At 36.9% G+C, this 15,263-nt stretch carries 15 protein-coding genes; 12 read left to right on the top strand and 3 right to left on the bottom strand.

Annotated elements, in window-relative coordinates; genetic code table 11:
- Positions 1-189: 189 nt before the first annotated feature.
- Complete coding sequence (locus WMO19_RS08855; protein WP_349171469.1) at positions 190-1,626, bottom strand: hypothetical protein; 1,437 nt, start codon at positions 1,624-1,626, stop codon at positions 190-192.
- Between the two features lie 170 nt (positions 1,627-1,796).
- On the opposite strand from WMO19_RS08855, the gene WMO19_RS08850 reads away from it, so the two are divergent.
- The 7 genes from WMO19_RS08850 (at position 1,797) to WMO19_RS08820 (ending at position 7,784) form a co-directional block, all read left to right on the top strand.
- A complete protein-coding gene (locus WMO19_RS08850; RefSeq protein WP_288166032.1) occupies positions 1,797-3,209 on the top strand; it encodes an FAD-binding oxidoreductase in 1,413 nt (470 codons plus the stop codon).
- 32 nt (positions 3,210-3,241) lie between these two features.
- A complete protein-coding gene (locus WMO19_RS08845) occupies positions 3,242-4,378 on the top strand; it encodes an acyl-CoA dehydrogenase family protein (protein ID WP_349171467.1) in 1,137 nt (378 codons plus the stop codon).
- A gap of 2 nt (positions 4,379-4,380) precedes the next feature.
- A complete protein-coding gene (locus tag WMO19_RS08840) occupies positions 4,381-5,148 on the top strand; it encodes an electron transfer flavoprotein subunit beta/FixA family protein (protein ID WP_332087623.1) in 768 nt (255 codons plus the stop codon).
- 9 nt (positions 5,149-5,157) lie between these two features.
- A complete protein-coding gene (locus tag WMO19_RS08835; protein WP_349171465.1) occupies positions 5,158-6,129 on the top strand; it encodes an electron transfer flavoprotein subunit alpha/FixB family protein in 972 nt (323 codons plus the stop codon).
- Positions 6,130-6,136: 7 nt separating this feature from the next.
- Positions 6,137-6,487 carry a CidA/LrgA family protein gene (locus WMO19_RS08830; protein ID WP_019125002.1) on the top strand — a complete coding sequence of 117 codons (351 nt, stop codon included), beginning with the start codon at positions 6,137-6,139 and terminating at the stop codon, positions 6,485-6,487.
- Positions 6,480-7,172, top strand: coding sequence for an LrgB family protein (locus tag WMO19_RS08825; protein WP_349171464.1), 693 nt, complete (start codon positions 6,480-6,482; stop codon positions 7,170-7,172). The genes WMO19_RS08830 and WMO19_RS08825 overlap by 8 nt, the downstream gene beginning before the upstream one ends.
- A gap of 486 nt (positions 7,173-7,658) precedes the next feature.
- Positions 7,659-7,784 carry a hypothetical protein gene (locus WMO19_RS08820; RefSeq protein ID WP_349171463.1) on the top strand — a complete coding sequence of 42 codons (126 nt, stop codon included), beginning with the start codon at positions 7,659-7,661 and terminating at the stop codon, positions 7,782-7,784.
- A gap of 84 nt (positions 7,785-7,868) precedes the next feature.
- Here WMO19_RS08820 and WMO19_RS08815 read toward each other — a convergent pair whose 3' ends face one another.
- Both WMO19_RS08815 and WMO19_RS08810 read right to left on the bottom strand, forming a co-directional pair.
- Positions 7,869-8,864 (bottom strand): electron transfer flavoprotein subunit alpha/FixB family protein, encoded by a 996-nt coding sequence (locus tag WMO19_RS08815; RefSeq protein WP_349171461.1) that lies wholly within the window; start codon positions 8,862-8,864, stop codon positions 7,869-7,871.
- Positions 8,865-8,872: 8 nt separating this feature from the next.
- Positions 8,873-9,670 (bottom strand): electron transfer flavoprotein subunit beta/FixA family protein, encoded by a 798-nt coding sequence (locus WMO19_RS08810; protein WP_349171459.1) that lies wholly within the window; start codon positions 9,668-9,670, stop codon positions 8,873-8,875.
- Between the two features lie 193 nt (positions 9,671-9,863).
- Between WMO19_RS08810 and WMO19_RS08805 the strand changes: the two genes are divergently transcribed.
- The 5 genes from WMO19_RS08805 to ahpF all read left to right on the top strand — a co-directional run bounded on the left by WMO19_RS08805 (position 9,864) and on the right by ahpF (position 15,104).
- Positions 9,864-11,027, top strand: a complete 1,164-nt coding sequence (locus WMO19_RS08805; RefSeq protein ID WP_349171457.1) for an ABC transporter substrate-binding protein — start codon at positions 9,864-9,866, stop codon at positions 11,025-11,027.
- Positions 11,024-12,052, top strand: a complete 1,029-nt coding sequence (locus WMO19_RS08800; RefSeq protein ID WP_349171456.1) for a FecCD family ABC transporter permease — start codon at positions 11,024-11,026, stop codon at positions 12,050-12,052. The genes WMO19_RS08805 and WMO19_RS08800 overlap by 4 nt, the downstream gene beginning before the upstream one ends.
- Entirely contained in the window at positions 12,049-12,849 is an 801-nt protein-coding gene (locus tag WMO19_RS08795; protein ID WP_349171454.1) for an ABC transporter ATP-binding protein, read from the top strand. The genes WMO19_RS08800 and WMO19_RS08795 overlap by 4 nt, the downstream gene beginning before the upstream one ends.
- A 162-nt stretch (positions 12,850-13,011) precedes the next feature.
- A complete protein-coding gene (gene ahpC, locus WMO19_RS08790; protein WP_019124995.1) occupies positions 13,012-13,581 on the top strand; it encodes an alkyl hydroperoxide reductase subunit C in 570 nt (189 codons plus the stop codon).
- Positions 13,581-15,104 carry an alkyl hydroperoxide reductase subunit F gene (gene ahpF / locus WMO19_RS08785; RefSeq protein WP_349171451.1) on the top strand — a complete coding sequence of 508 codons (1,524 nt, stop codon included), beginning with the start codon at positions 13,581-13,583 and terminating at the stop codon, positions 15,102-15,104. Before ahpC ends, ahpF begins: the two co-directional genes overlap by 1 nt.
- Positions 15,105-15,263 lie beyond the last annotated feature (159 nt).

The following is a 15,263-nucleotide window of genomic DNA, read 5'->3' as shown; positions in this document are numbered from 1 at the left end:
ATTATCAAACTCCATTTGAATTATTTTTACATGAACTTAGTTTAATTTAGGTGTCGCACTTTTATTTGCAATTCATCGGAAAATAAAAAGGATGCGGGTTTTGTGCCTGCATCCTTTTTCAACGATTCTTTATTGGTTAGTTTTTAATTATTTCTGCAAAATTTTATCTTTTTAATTTTTGTCTCTCACTTATTTTTGGTGGGAGATTTTTTTGAAGACTTCAGCGTACTTTGCGAAGAGTTTTTCTAGTTCCTTGACCCTATATTTTTTGCTGTAAGGGCTATGCATTAGGTCTTTTAGGACAGCTTGGATTTTGTTGTGAATCTTTATGTTTGTCACTATGGATGTCTTTGTGCTAAATTTATCTCCCTCAATTTTTTTGAAAAACATATTGTTTTCGTTGATGAAGAAATTAAATTTATCTAAGCCCATGGATTTTAGATTTCTGTTGTCGTTTATGATGTAAAAGTTTATGTTCTCGTTATTCTTCATGATTTCAATTATGTTTTTTAGGTGGTCTTCTATTTCATTAGGACTTAGTTTTGTCTTAGTGGAGCAGTATAGGATATTGCCTGTTTCTAAGTAGTTTAAGAGGCTAGTCCTTGTGGTCAAGAAATTTATCTTGGCATCAACAAAAAGTTCCTCCCACAAAAGTTTTATGCTGGCAATTTCTTTTTTGTTTATTTCTTGGTCCTGGTCAAGGGAAGCTTCTATTCTGTCAATGACTTTGTTGGGCAGCAAAAATTCGAAGCCGTAATTTGACAAGAATAAAAATTCATTGTCGGAGTAAAAATATTTTCTGTAATTTGTCTCTGCCATCTCTTGGGCAGAGGTTGTGACAATTATTTTGTTGAGACCGTCAAAGAAGTGGTCCATAAAGGAAGAAATTTCAAAGAGGGTGTCAAGTTCTCTTCCTGAAGTTAGGGTTGAATAGTCCTCTCTTTCGGCAATGATTATATACATCTCGCCCTTTATAAGTATGAAGTCGCAGTGGGTGTAGCTGCGCTCATAGAATTCTAAGTTTATGGATGAGTTATCTGTAATTATTTTTAAGAGATCTATTTTTTCTATATCATCTTTTTTGCAAAGGAGGTGGAGGTTAACTTCTACATCCCTTGCAATTTTTTTTAGGCTCTGAATGAGTATGTCTGCATAGGGACTTGTGATGTCAAAGGTTGCCCAGATGTCAAGGTCTCTATTTTCCAAAATTAATTTTTCTAGAATTTCCTTTAAATCGCTCTCCACGCTAGATGTTTTGAAAATGAAATTTGTGCCTTGTGGTCTTTCTTCCACTGCATCGGAATTTGTGTATGCGTAGGACTCATTTAGGAGCTTATAAATTAAAAATTCTAGTCCCTTTTCCTGGTCTTTTTTTAGAATTTCTAAATTTTTTATATCAAAGTTAAGGAGAAAATCCTTGGTCTTATCCTCTTCTATAAGGGCTCTTGCAAATAGGGGCGCAAGTTTTCTATTTATGGTGTAAATATTTTTTGATGACGGAATTTTTTTGCCGCTGTTCCACTTGCTTATGTAGGATATGTCGTAGTTCAAGGCGTAGGCAAGGGTGGAAAGCTTGGTATTTGTCATGTCTGTTAAAATTTTAAAAACTTGTCTAAAGTGCCACATATTTTTCTCCCTTCTTAAAATAATATGTTTAAATTATATTGTTTTGTTGAATAAAAGTCAAATAATGTCACTATGATTCAAGTTCTTGCAAGTGCCAATAAACCGTTTTTTTACAATTAGGTTATATAATAAAAACAAGAAGAATATTTTTAAAAAATTTGGAGGGAAACATGGCAAATTATAATTCTGTAACTGATAAGGTTATTGAGGACATTAAGGCTGCTGTTAGCGGCAAAGTATATGTTGGCGAAGAAATCAATATTGACTTCTTCCACGATGAAATGCCAATTTATGGCGAAGGACAACCGGATCTTGTTGTTGATGTTACTTCTGCAGAAGAAGTTTCAAAGATCGTAAAAATTTGTAACGAAAATAAAATTCCAGTATTGGCAAGAGGTGCTGGCACTGGTCTTACTGGCGCTGGTGTTTCAAGATTTGGCGGCGTAATGCTTAATATGCAATCAATGAATAAAATTCTTGCTTATGATGAAGAAAACATGGTTGTTAAAGTTGAGCCAGGTGTATTATTAAACGATCTTGCTGAAGACTGCTTGACTAGAGGTTATATGTATCCACCTGATCCAGGTGAAAAGTTTGCAACTCTTGGGGGAAATGTTGCTACTAACGCTGGTGGCATGAGAGCTGTTAAGTATGGCACTACAAGAAACTATGTGCGTTCAATGGAAGTTGTTCTTCCTACTGGTGAAATCACTCAATTTGGTGCAACTGTATCTAAAACTTCAACTGGTTATTCTCTAAAGGACTTAATCATTGGCTCTGAAGGAACTCTAGGAATTATCACTGAACTTACTTTAAAGATTATTCCTGCTCCAAAGGAAACTATTTCTCTAATCGTTCCTTACGAAGACCTTGATACTTGTATTTCAACTGTTCCACAACTTTTCAAGGCTCACTTAAACCCACAAGCTATTGAATTTATGGAAAAAGAAATTGTTAATATGTCTGAAATTTATATTGGAAAATCTACTTTCCCTAAGGAATTAGAAGGAATTGACATTGGAGCTTACCTTCTTATTACTTTTGATGGAAATGATGAAGATGAACTTAACGACATTATAGAAGAAGCTGCTGAAGTTCTTATGGAAGCTGGAGCAATTGATATTTTAGTTGCTGACACTCCAAACAAGATTAAAGAAGCTTGGGCTGCAAGATCATCTTTCCTTGAAGCTATTGAATCACAAACTAAACTTCTTGATGAATGTGATGTTGTTGTGCCAATTAACATGATTGCTAAGTATGTTCACTATGTAAACGAAAGAGCTAAGGACTTCCCATTTGAAGTTAAGAGCTTTGGTCACGCAGGCGATGGCAACTTACACATCTACACTTGCTCAAATGACATGGAAAAAGAAGAATTTGTCAAAGAAGTTGAAGTCTTCATGAAGGACATTTATGGAAAGGCTTATGAAATGGGCGGACAAATTTCTGGTGAACACGGAATTGGCTTTGGTAAGAAGGAATTCTTGAAGATGTTCGAAGGGGATGTTAATACTGAATTAATGAGAGGCATTAAAAAGGTATTTGACCCTAACATGATTTTAAATCCAAATAAAGTTATTTAATAAAGTTATTTAATAGGAAAAAGGGGATAAAGATGTCATATTTAATTTCTGAAGAAGCAAAGGACTTGCTTTTAGATGTTAGAAACTTCTGTGAGAAGGAAGTTGTTGAAGTTTGTAAAGAAGCAGATAAAACTGGTGAATGGCCAGAAGACTTATACGAAATGGCAAAGGAACAAGGATACTTTGCTCTTGAAGTGCCTGAAGAATTAGGTGGACCTGGTCTTTCAAGAGTGGATATTGCTGCTCTATTTGAAGAAATGGCAAAGGCTGACGCTGGTTTTGCCACTACTATTTCTGCATCAGGACTTGGCATGAAACCAGTTCTTATTGCAGGTAGCGAAGAACAAAAAAATTATGTTGCTGACATAGCTATGGAAGGCGGACTTGGTGCTTTCTGTCTTACTGAACCAGGCGCTGGTTCTGATGCAAGTTCAGGAACTACTACTGCTGTAAAAGATGGCGACGAATATGTGCTTAACGGAAGAAAGTGCTTCATCACTAATGGCGCTGTTGCATCTTATTATTGTATTACTGCCTCAACTGATAAATCTAAGGGAGTAAAGGGTCTTTCTATGTTCTTAGTGCCAGCTGGAACTCCTGGACTAAGCTCAGGCAAGGAAGAAGACAAGATGGGAATTAGAACTTCTAACACAACTGATGTTGTCCTTGAAGATTGTAGAATTCCTGCATCAAATCTTATTGGCGAAGAAGGCAAGGGCTTTTCTATTGCCATGAAGACTCTTGACCAAGCTAGGGCTTGGATGGGTTGTATAGCTGTTGGTATTGCTCAAAGAGGAATTGACGAAGCTAAAAAATATACAAGTGAAAGAATCCAATTTGGCAAAGCTATTAATGCAAACCAAGCTATTCAATTTAAACTTGCTGACATGGACATTCAAACTGAAGTTGCAAGACAAATGGTTGCAAATGCACTTACAAGAATGGACATGGGTCTAAGCTACAATAGAGAATCTGCAATTGCAAAATGTTATGCTTCTGATATAGCTATGAGAGTGGCTGAAGATGCTATCCAACTATTTGGCGGTTATGGCTACAGCAGAGAATATCCTGTTGAAAAACTTTTAAGAGATGCAAAGATCTTCCAAATTTTTGAAGGTACTAACGAAATTTTGAGAATTGTTGTTGCTAATAATTTATTGAGAGGTTAAGAATGAATATTTTAGTTTGTATAAAAGAAGTGCCTGATGATTCAGTTGCAGTTTCTGTCGTTGATGACAGAGCTGCAATAGATTCCATCACACCTGTTGTTAATGCCTTTGACACTTACTCCCTTGAAATGGCTGTAAGGTTAAAGGAAGAAGTTGAAGGACAAGTAACTGTTCTTTCTATTGGCGGTGAAGATGTTAAAAATTCACTTAAAAACTGTCTAGCTGTTGGAGCTGACAAGGCATACTTAGTAAAGCGTGATGATTATAGAAATCTTGATGCAAAAATGATTACAGAAATACTTATGGGCGCAAAGGCGAAATTGGAAGAAGAACTTGGCAAATTTGACCTTGTATGCTTCGGCAAGGAAACTACTGACGCTGAAGGCTCACAAGTTGGAGTTTACTTTGCCAATAAATCTGATCTTGGCGTTGTAACATCTGTTATCGAAATGAAATTAGATGGGGACAAACTTATCACTAAGCAAGAAATTGACGGTGGCTATAGAGAAATTGAAACAAAAACTCCATGCGTTGTAACTATTGCTAAGCCAGATTATGAACCAAGATACCCTACTATAAAGTCAAAGATGGCTGCAAGAAGACAAAAGATTGAAGACTTTGAAGTTACTTGTTACTCTTCTTTAACTCTTGAAGAGATTAAGGACTTTGAACCTAAGAAGAGGGAAGCTGGAGTTAAGATTCAAGAAGAAGAGCCAGAAGATAGCGTAGCAAAGGCTATTGCAATCATGAAGGAACAAAAGGTTTTATAGGAGGAAAAGATGAAAAATATATTAACTTATATAGAAATTAAAGAGGGTGCTCCTATTAAACTTTCTTTAGAAGCTCTATCTAAGGCAAGTGAAATTGCAGTTGAAAAGGGAAATAAATCTCTTGCTTTAATTACAGAAGAATTAAAAGATGATGAATTAAATAAAATTAAGGGAGCAGGAGCAAGTGATATTGTACTTGTAAAAAGAGACGCCTACAACATGGAAGACTTCTCAAATATTATTGTTGAAGTGGCTAAAAAATATGATTGTGAAGACATATTTATCCCAGGTACACTAGACGGCAAGGACTTGGCTCCAAATGTTGCTGCCACATTTGACACAGTTTCTCTTACAAATGTAATGGAAATTAAATTTGAAGGAGAAGAAGTCCTTTATGTAAGTCCTTCTTATGGGGCAACTGTTTTAACTGAATCAAAGCTAAACAAGGCTCCAAGAATTATCACAGTGAGAGCAGGATCCTTTGACAAGAGAGAGGATCTAAATGGCGTAGGAAATCTTGTAGAAGAAAATATTGATGAAGTTAAGGACATAAAATCAATCATAAGAGATGTGGTAATGGCAGCAGGTGCTGAAATAAATCTTGAAGATGCTCCAGTAATAGTAACTTGTGGTAGAGGTGCATCATCTGATGAAATCTTCCCACTTGTTAAGGAACTTGCTGATGTTTTTGGTGCTCCAATATCTGGAACAAGACCAGTAATTGACGATGGAGTTCTTCCAAAGGCTTCACAAATTGGTCAATCTGGTAAAATTGTTTCACCAGCCCTATACATTGGCTGTGGAGTTTCTGGCGCAGTGCAACACATTTCTGGCATGGAAAACTCTGGTTTTATCCTAGCAATAAATAAGGACGAAGACGCTCCTATATTTAAGCTAGCTGATGTGGGAATAGTTGGAGATTGTAAAGTTATTCTTCCACTACTTATTGAAGAAGTGAAAAAAATTAAAGAAAACGCATAGGTGACTTATGAACTATTTAAAGGAATTTGTAATATTATGTGTCTGCTTAATGCTTGGAGTAGTGACTAGACACCTTATAAATTTCCCAATACCTGAAGCTGTATATGGTATGATTTATCTCTTCATAGCCTTTGCAGTTGGAATAATAAAACCCGACGATGTTAAAAAGACTTCCAACGGAATTTTACAAAATTTGGCGATTTTGTTTGTGCCAGCAGGCGTTGGCATTATAAATTCCTATGACGAGATAAGGGGAAAGGCTGGCCTACTCGTGGTTCTAGTAGTCCTTGGCACAGCTATAACAATGGGACTTACTGGTAAAATTATAGAAATTTTACAAAGGAGGAAAGATGTTTAGTAACAAATACTTTGGCATCATTTTGACCTTTGCAACTTTTGAAATAGGCAAGATGATCAACAAAAAATTAAAAACTCCTTTGGCCAATCCTCTACTAATATCCATTGCCCTATGTATTTTATTTTTAAAGGTGACAGGAATACCCTACGAAGATTATAAGCAGGGTGGAGACTTTATAATGTTCTTCATCGCTCCTGCCACAGTAGCAATGGTTGTTGATTTGTACGAAAATTTGCCTGAACTAAAGAAAAATTTAATCCCAATTCTTTCAGGAACGGTACTTGGCTCTGTAATTGCAATGTTATTTGTGGTCTTTGTCTTCCACATGGCTGGCTTTGACAAAAACATAGTTGTGTCTGCAACTCCACAATCAATTACAACTGCAATTGCAATTTCTCTTTCTGAAGAGTATGGCGGCGCCTCTGCCATTACTGCAGTGCTTGTAGTAATAAGAGGGGTGACTGGTGCAGTTATTGCGCCAATGATCATAAAGCTCTTTAGGATAAAGGACCCAACAGCACAAGGTGTTGCCATTGGTACATCTTCTCACGCAGTTGGAACATCTGAAGCGAGAAAGCTTGGAGAGATCCAAGGTGCCATGAGTGGACTTTCAATTGCAGTGGCAGGTCTTGTGACTGTAATCCTAATGCCTCTTGCAATGAAAGTTATAGAAGGCTTATTTTAAGGCGAATGTTGTTTTGAACTAAATAAATTTATTAGACCTATTGTCTCCCTCAATAGGTCCTTTTAATGATAAGAAAAACAGAGACGAGTCTCTGTTTTTATGGTTTTGTGGTGAGAATAAAGGAACACAGATTTTTGACAAGCAAAAATCTGCGGGCAGACTTATCAAAATTTCTTTTCAGAAATTTGACCAAGTCTCAGCCTATGCGAGCCTTAGCGAAGCATGAGCTGATGAAAAATCTTATCCAGCTATAATAAAGGAACACAGATTTTTGGCAAGCAAAAATCTGCGGGCAGACTTATCAAAATTTCTTGCAGAAATTTGATCAAGTCTCAGCCATGCGACCGAATAGAGACCATTGTCCAGTGAGTCGGATATCTTGGAATAAATAAAAAAATTAAGTTTAAGTTTTATGGATAAATAGACGGGTAAAATACATATAAAAGATACTAATGTAAATCACAAAAAGTTATATGAGGTGAGAGTATGGAAAAGAAAAGTGAACATAAAATTGGAACTTCTATAATTATTGGGAGTATAATAATAGCTTGCTCAAATATAGTTATGGCAATAATATTAGGTAGCGCTATTGTAGATGCTTCTCTTCATTAAGAAGAAATCTATAATCTTAAATTTATCTAAAAAGCTTGGTGAGAGTAAAATTTCACCAAGCTTTTCAAGTTAAATTATTTTATTTTATTTTCTATTTTTTATTTCTTCTATTAAGTCTGGAACTATATTAAATAAATCGTCAACTATTCCGTAGGATGCTGTGTTAAAGATTGCTGCATCTGGGTCGTTGTTGATGGCAATAATTGTTGCAGAATTTTCCATGCCCTTTGTGTGTTGGATGGCTCCAGAGATGCCAAGGGCAATGTATAGGTCTGGTTTTACTTGGACGCCAGTTACACCGACTTGTAGGTCCTTGTCGCACCAGCCAAGGTCTGTTACGGCTTTAGTTGCTCCAACTGCACCGCCAAGGGTATCTGCAAGTTCTTCTACTAGGTGCCAGTTTTCTGGGCCTCCAAGTCCTCTACCGCCAGATACAACTACCTTTGAATTAAGAAGTTTATCAAGAAGTGGATTGATGTCAGCTTTTTCAAAATCAATGAATTTTGTCTTAACATCTTCTTCACTTAGTCCAGCTTCTTCTTTTATTATTTCAACTTCTCTTTTTTCGTCGCGAGGAGCTTCTACAAAAGAGCCTCTTCCAATAGTTGCCATCATTGTTTCAGATAAAATTCTTACATCGCAGAATAATTTTCCGTCAAAGGATGGTCTTATCCATTTGATGTCGGCCTTATCTTCTGTTAGTTCAACGCTTGAGCAATCGGCAACAAGTCCAACTCCTCTTTTTGCTGAAACTCTACCTGCCAAGTCACGACCATTGTGGCTGGCTGGCAGCATTACAATTGCTGGATCGTATTTTTCCATTAAATTTTCTAATACTTTTGCATAGGCAAGAGTATTGTAATTTTCTAAAAGTTCGTCATCTACTTTTACTACCTTGTCGGCACCATAGTAGCCTGATTCCTTTGCAAGCTCTTCATTTTTGTAGCCAATTTCAATAGCTACAAGTTCTTTATTTAATTCATCAGAAAGTTCTCTTGCCTTTGACATAGTTTCTTTAGTAATAAGTGAAAGTGAACCTTCTGAAGCTTCGTTTACTACCCAAATATTTCCTTTTTTCATTTTATCACCTACACTAATATTTTCTTATCTTCTAAGATCTTTATGACTTCTTCTATATTTTCTTTGGCAGAGCCCTTGTCAATAAGGTTTCCTGCTTCAGATTTTCTTGGAGCAGACAAATCTTTTACAATTGTAAGAGACCCCTTTTGTCCAAGTTTTTCAAGGTCAAGTCCAAGAGAAGATGGAGTCATTTCGTGAATTTCTTTTTCTTTGGCAATTTTGCTTCTCTTTAAGGCAAACTTTGAAGGTTTATTTACAGAGCCTTTAAGTGCAGATGCAACAAAAGGAGTGGAAAGTTTTACAGTTTCAATGCCTGTGCCAATATTTCTCTTAACTTCAAATTCGCCGTCTACATAGTTAATGTCTGAGACATAAGTTACTTGGTTCATGCCAAGTCTTTCTGCTACTTGGGGACCAACTTGTCCAGTGTCGCCGTCCATTGTTTGGTCGCCAGTAAAGATAATATAGTAATCTCCAATTGATTTTGCTGCTTCAGCAAGGGCATAAGAAGTTGCTATTGTGTCAGAACCTTTAAATTCAAGTCCTGCCAATAGGTAGGCTTCTTCTGCACCCATTTGGATACATTCACGCAAATATTTTTCTGCAGATGGTGGGCCCATAGTTAGGACATCAATCTGTACATCTTCTTCTACTTGTTCTGATATATTTAATGCAAACTTCAATCCGCATAGGTCAGATGGATTTATTATAGTTTTAATTCCATCTCTAATTAAGTTATTAGTTTCTGGATCGATTCTCGCATTAGTTGTGTCAGGAACAGTTTTCATCAATAATAATATTTTCATAGTTCCTCCTAAAATTTATTAATTATTCATCATAATTATATCATACCCCAAAATTATTAAAGTATTTATCAGTCCTAGATTTAATGAAATTATTTTATTTCATAACTTACTTAAAAAATTTTCCAAGAGTATTATAATATAAAGAGGGTTATTTGTTTTAAAATAATTAATTTTATAAAGAAAGGAAGAAAATATGAAAAATTTAAAGTTTAAAAAGATCCTAAGCCTGCTTTTAGTTTTTATAATGATGGCAGGAATTTTAGGCGGATGCGGTAAAAAAGAAGATAGCGAAGAAAAAAATGCAGGAACAAATAATGTTTCTACAGAAGAAAAAGTTGCTACAAAAGATGAGGCTGGAAGCCATAAGGTGGTGGACCATGCAGGTCACGAAGTTGAGGTGCCAAATAAAATTGAAAAGATTGTAATTGACCAAGTGCCAATTCTTTCAACTTACATGGCATACAATGAAGGTAAGGCTCCTTACATCGTGGGCTATGCTGGTTCCTTAAAGCAAGTTATCTCTGAAACAGTTTTAAAGGACATGGCACCAGAACTTTTAGATGCAAGTAACACTGTTCAAGGTCAATCAGACATCAATGTGGAAGAAATTATGAAGTTAAAGCCAGATGTAATTTTCTACAATGCAAAAAACCAAGATAGATACGAAAAGCTATCTAAGACTGGAGTACCATGTATTGGCTTTGTAACTATGGGAGCAGACACTCCTGCTGACCCAATAAATAGGTATGGCGAGTGGCTAAAGCTTCTTGAAGATGTCTTTGGCGAAAAGGGAAAGATGGATAATTTCTTGGCAGCTGGCAATGAAATTGTAAAAGATGTTGAAGAAAGAATTGCGAAAGTTCCTGATGAAAAAAGACCTAGTGGCATGATCCTTTGGAAGTATCAAGAAGGCACTCCAATTGTTGCCGGCAAGGGAACTTTTGGCGACTTCTGGCTAAAGAGACTAAAGGTAAAAAATGTGGCAGAAGAAGCAAAGGGCTATGCCAAGGTAAATGTTGAACAAATTTATTCTTGGAACCCAGATGTATTTTATCTTGACGGACCTGGTCTTTTAAATATTAAGACAGAAGATGTCTACAACAATTCTGTTGAAGGTTTTGATTTTTCTAATTTAAAATCTGTTAAGGACAAGAGAGTTTACAACTCAAAGCTTGGCATGTGGAACTGGCTTACACCAAACCCAGATGCTCCACTTGTTCTTGCATGGCTAGCTAGCGAAACTTATCCAGATGCCTTTAAGGACTACGACTTGAAGAAAGTTATTAAAGACTACTACCAAAAATGGTACAATTATGAACTTACTGATGAGCAAATTGAGGACATGTTTAATATATGATAAAAAAATATTGCACTAGAGATGACGGGAAACTCCGTCTCTCTGTGTATCTTATTTTATTCATTCTTCCCATAGTCTGTGCACTCCTTGCACTTTCTATGGGCAGGATGAAGGTAAATATTTCTGAAATAATAAATTTATTTAAAAATTACATATTAAGAAGAGACTTGGACCCTATGATGGAGTCCTTAATTTTTAAGATAAGGCTGCCAAGGATTCTCACTGCCCTAATAGTGGGTGCAGGTCTTACTGTAGCAGGCATTGCCTTTCAAGCTCTCTTTTCAAATCCACTGGCGACACCAGATATACTGGGAGTGACAAGTGCCTCAAGCCTTGGCGCAATTATTGGGATTTTACTTTCCCTTGGCACTATGGGCATTCAAGTCATCGCCCTTGCTACTGGTCTCATTTCAATTTTTATCACCATAAATCTTGTGAGGCGAGATGAGTCCTCTATTGTCATGCTAGTCTTGGCTGGGATTATTGTATCTTCTCTTGCCAATGCCTTTAGCTCCCTATTAAAGTACACAGCTGACCCCATGGACAAGCTGCCACAAATTACTTATTGGCTAATGGGTTCCTTTGGCAGGACTTCTTACAAGAACTTAGTCTTGGCAGGACCCCTCATTTTAATTTCAATTTTTGTAATTTATAAGATGAGCTGGAGTTTAAATCTCCTTTCCCTATCAGAGGAAGAGGCAAGGTCTCTTGGCGTAAATGTTAAGAGGACTAGATTTATTTTTATACTGGCCTCAACAATAATAACTGCATCTAGCGTATCCATTTGCGGGCAAATTGGTTGGATTGGCCTTATCATTCCCCATCTCGTTAGGATGCTCATTGGGGCAAATAATCTTTACACTCTGCCCTTTGGCATAAGCTTTGGTGCAGCCTTTATGGTCTTAATTGAAGCCCTATCAAGGACAGTTTCTGTAATTGAGCTTCCAATTTCAGTTCTCACTGCAATTATTGGAGCGCCAATTTTTATAATGCTAATGAGAAGGTCTGGAGGAATATTTAAATGAAATTAGAAGTTTCCAAGGGATTTTTTAAATTTAAAAAGACAGACTATATTTTAAGGGACATAAATTTTTCTCTAGGTGATGGTGACGTCCTTTCAATTCTTGGACCCAATGGAGTGGGAAAGACAACTCTCATAAAGTGTTTGACGGGACTTCTTCCTTGGACTAGGGGCGAGACTTTTATTGATGGCAAAAATATTTCTGCCATGAAGGAAAGAGAAGTCTGGTCAAAAATTTCCTACATTCCACAAAAGAGGAATTTCTCCTTTTCCTACACTGGACTTGAAATGGTCCTTTTTGGGTCAACTTCATCCTTAAATATTTTTGAAAGACCTAGTCAAAGAGAAATTGAGAGGGCGAGGGAAGTCATGAAGATGATAGGGATAGACCATCTTGCAGACAAGCTTGCCAATGAAATGAGTGGTGGAGAACTGCAAATGCTTTTAATAGCCAGAAGCCTTGTCAAGGATCCACAAATAATTATTTTAGACGAGCCAGAAAGCGGTCTTGACTACAAAAACCAAATTATTATTTTAGATTTAATAAAAAAACTTTCTGAAAGTGGAGTGATTATTGTCATGAACACCCACTATCCAGAGCATGCCCTAAAAATTTCCAACAAATGTATTCTATTAAATTACGACAAGACTTATAAGTTTGGAGAGACTAGAGAAGTTTTAAATGGAGAGAATTTAAAAAAATCTTTTTCTGTTGAGGTGAAGATAGAAAAAATTTCTGTTGATGGCAAAGCTTACGAGAGTATAATTCCTCTTGGTATAGAAGATGAAAATTTAAAATAGAAAATATAGTGGAAGAGAAGTATGGATGTCATACTTCTTTTTTTATTATACAGGGGAATTTAAGATTAAAAAGATTATATATTTAAAAATCCCGAGTTTTTGCGGGTATAGATAAATTGATAGAGAATATCAAATAAACTTTAAAAATATAAGGAGGACAATATGTCACAAATAGGAAAGAAAATACCTGAGTTTAAAACTATGGGTTATGCCCCTAGCAAGGAAGAGTTTGTAGAGGTTTCTAACAAGGACCTTGAAGGCAAGTGGACAGTTTTAATGTTCTACCCTGCTGATTTTACTTTTGTATGTCCAACTGAACTTGAAGACATGCAAGAACAATATGGAAAGTTAAAGGAACTGGGAGCTGAAGTTTACTCTATGTCAACTGACACTCACTTCGTTCACAAGGCATGGCATGACCACTCTGAAGCTATTAGTAAGCTTGAGTTCACAATGCTGGCTGACCCCCACAAGTCAATTGCAAGGGACTTTGATGTACTTGATGAAGAAGCAGGCCTTGCACAAAGGGCTACTTTTATAATTGATCCAGATGGAGTGATCCAAACTTTGGAAATCAATGCAGATGGCATTGGCCGTGATGCAAGTCAAGTTATTGACAAGATTCGCGCAGGACAATTTGTAAGAAACAATCCTGGCCAAGTATGTCCAGCAAAATGGAAGCAATCTGGCAAGACTTTAACTCCAGGACTAGACCTAGTTGGCAAGATCTAATGTTAGATCAAAATTTAAAAAATCAGGTTGCTGAATATTTTAAGCTTCTTGAAAAGGAGGTTGTAATTTCAGTAGACCTTGATGATACAGAAAATTCAAGGGACTTAAAAAAGTTCTTAGATGAGCTAGGGGGACTTTCTGACAAAATAAAAATAAAGGAGGGGGACCTAAAGTTTAAGCCAAGCTTTAGCCTTTTATCAGATAGTAGTAGTGGAATCACTTTTGCAGGCATACCCCTTGGACACGAGTTTGAGTCCTTTATACTTGCCATCCTACAAGTTGGGGGTCGCCCACCAAAGATTGATGACAAGACTAGGGAAAGGATTATGGCAATAGAGGATGAAATGAATTTCGAAACCATGGTCAGCCTATCTTGCCACAACTGCCCTGAAGTAGTTCAGTCCCTAAATATTATGGCAGTCCTAAATCCAAAGATCTCCCACACAATGGTGGACGGGTCTGTCTTCACTGACTATGTTGAAGACCTTGGTGTACTTGCAGTGCCAACAACTTATGTAAATGGAGAAGTCTTTAACAGTGGAAAAATTTCCTTAAATGAAATCTTAAATAAGATAAAGAAGGAAGAAGTTGACCTAAGGCTTGAAGAAAAACCTATTTATGACTGCCTGATAATAGGTGGAGGCCCTGGTGGGGCGACAGCAGCCATCTATGCAGCGAGAAAGGGGATAAGGACTGCTCTTGTAGCCAAGGAATTTGGCGGTCAAGTAAAGGAAACTCTTGCCATAGAAAATATTACGGGCATAGCCTACACAGAGGGTCCCAAGTATATGGAGGATGTCAAGGCACATCTTGACAAGTACAAGGTAGAAGTCATTGAAGGACTATCAGTTACAGGCATAGAGAGAGACGAGAAGTTAAAGATCCTAACAGATAAGGGAAATCTCTTCGCAAGGACTATTGTAATAGCTACAGGTGCTAAGTGGAGGCTCATTGGCATTCCTGGAGAAATTGAATTTAGGAACAAGGGCGTGGCCTACTGTACTCACTGTGATGGACCCCTATTTAGGGGCAAGAAGGTTACAGTAATTGGTGGAGGAAACTCTGGCATAGAAGCAGCCATAGACCTTGCCAGCATAGCAAGAGAAGTCCTAGTCCTAGAATTTTTGCCTGAATTAAAGGCAGATAAGCTTCTTCAAGACAAACTTAGGGAATTTAAAAATGTAAAAATAGTTACTAATGCAGAAACTCAAGCCCTAAGTGGGGAAAAGTTTCTTGAAAAAATCACCTACAAGGACAGGGTCTCTGGACAAGTTATAGAAGAAGCCACTGACGGATGCTTTATCCAAGTTGGTCTTGTGCCAATGACAGAATGGCTTGACCTTGTTGAAAAGAATCCTCGCGGCGAAATAATTGTAGATGAATTTGGAGCAACAAATGTTGAAGGAATTTATGGGGCAGGGGACTGCACTAACTCAGCCTTCAAACAAATTATAATAGCAGAGGGTTCAGGTGCGACAGCAGCCCTTGGCGCCTACAATTATTTAATGACTAAGGGAAATTGAAGTTTCTATTAAAAAGAAGTATGGGCGACCTACTTCTTTTTTTCTTGTCTTGGATTTTTAAAGTCTATATTTATCATAAAAAATTGGCTCTATGTCAAATATTGGGGAGACTCGTTAACTCGAGTCTCTCTTTTCATTTAAAAATCAATACTTAGACGC

The sequence above is a fragment of the Peptoniphilus hominis (ex Hitch et al. 2025) genome (assembly GCF_040096015.1).
Taxonomy (GTDB): Bacteria; Bacillota; Clostridia; order Tissierellales; family Peptoniphilaceae; genus Peptoniphilus_A; species Peptoniphilus_A hominis.
This window is presented reverse-complemented; position numbering and strand designations above follow the sequence as displayed.

What these genes read in the sequence shown, in the direction of transcription:
- WMO19_RS08795 (WP_349171454.1), top strand. Translation starts at nt 12,049, where the DNA reads ATGAAATTAGAAGTTTCCAAGGGATTTTTTAAATTTAAAAAGACAGAC.
- WMO19_RS08810 (WP_349171459.1), bottom strand. Translation starts at nt 9,670, where the DNA reads ATGAAAATATTATTATTGATGAAAACTGTTCCTGACACAACTAATGCG.
- WMO19_RS08820 (WP_349171463.1), top strand. Translation starts at nt 7,659, where the DNA reads ATGGAAAAGAAAAGTGAACATAAAATTGGAACTTCTATAATTATTGGG.
- WMO19_RS08855 (WP_349171469.1), bottom strand. Translation starts at nt 1,626, where the DNA reads ATGTGGCACTTTAGACAAGTTTTTAAAATTTTAACAGACATGACAAAT.
- WMO19_RS08840 (WP_332087623.1), top strand. Translation starts at nt 4,381, where the DNA reads ATGAATATTTTAGTTTGTATAAAAGAAGTGCCTGATGATTCAGTTGCA.
- WMO19_RS08830 (WP_019125002.1), top strand. Translation starts at nt 6,137, where the DNA reads ATGAACTATTTAAAGGAATTTGTAATATTATGTGTCTGCTTAATGCTT.
- WMO19_RS08845 (WP_349171467.1), top strand. Translation starts at nt 3,242, where the DNA reads ATGTCATATTTAATTTCTGAAGAAGCAAAGGACTTGCTTTTAGATGTT.
- ahpF (WP_349171451.1), top strand. Translation starts at nt 13,581, where the DNA reads ATGTTAGATCAAAATTTAAAAAATCAGGTTGCTGAATATTTTAAGCTT.
- ahpC (WP_019124995.1), top strand. Translation starts at nt 13,012, where the DNA reads ATGTCACAAATAGGAAAGAAAATACCTGAGTTTAAAACTATGGGTTAT.
- WMO19_RS08805 (WP_349171457.1), top strand. Translation starts at nt 9,864, where the DNA reads ATGAAAAATTTAAAGTTTAAAAAGATCCTAAGCCTGCTTTTAGTTTTT.
- WMO19_RS08835 (WP_349171465.1), top strand. Translation starts at nt 5,158, where the DNA reads ATGAAAAATATATTAACTTATATAGAAATTAAAGAGGGTGCTCCTATT.
- WMO19_RS08815 (WP_349171461.1), bottom strand. Translation starts at nt 8,864, where the DNA reads ATGAAAAAAGGAAATATTTGGGTAGTAAACGAAGCTTCAGAAGGTTCA.
- WMO19_RS08800 (WP_349171456.1), top strand. Translation starts at nt 11,024, where the DNA reads ATGATAAAAAAATATTGCACTAGAGATGACGGGAAACTCCGTCTCTCT.
- WMO19_RS08825 (WP_349171464.1), top strand. Translation starts at nt 6,480, where the DNA reads ATGTTTAGTAACAAATACTTTGGCATCATTTTGACCTTTGCAACTTTT.
- WMO19_RS08850 (WP_288166032.1), top strand. Translation starts at nt 1,797, where the DNA reads ATGGCAAATTATAATTCTGTAACTGATAAGGTTATTGAGGACATTAAG.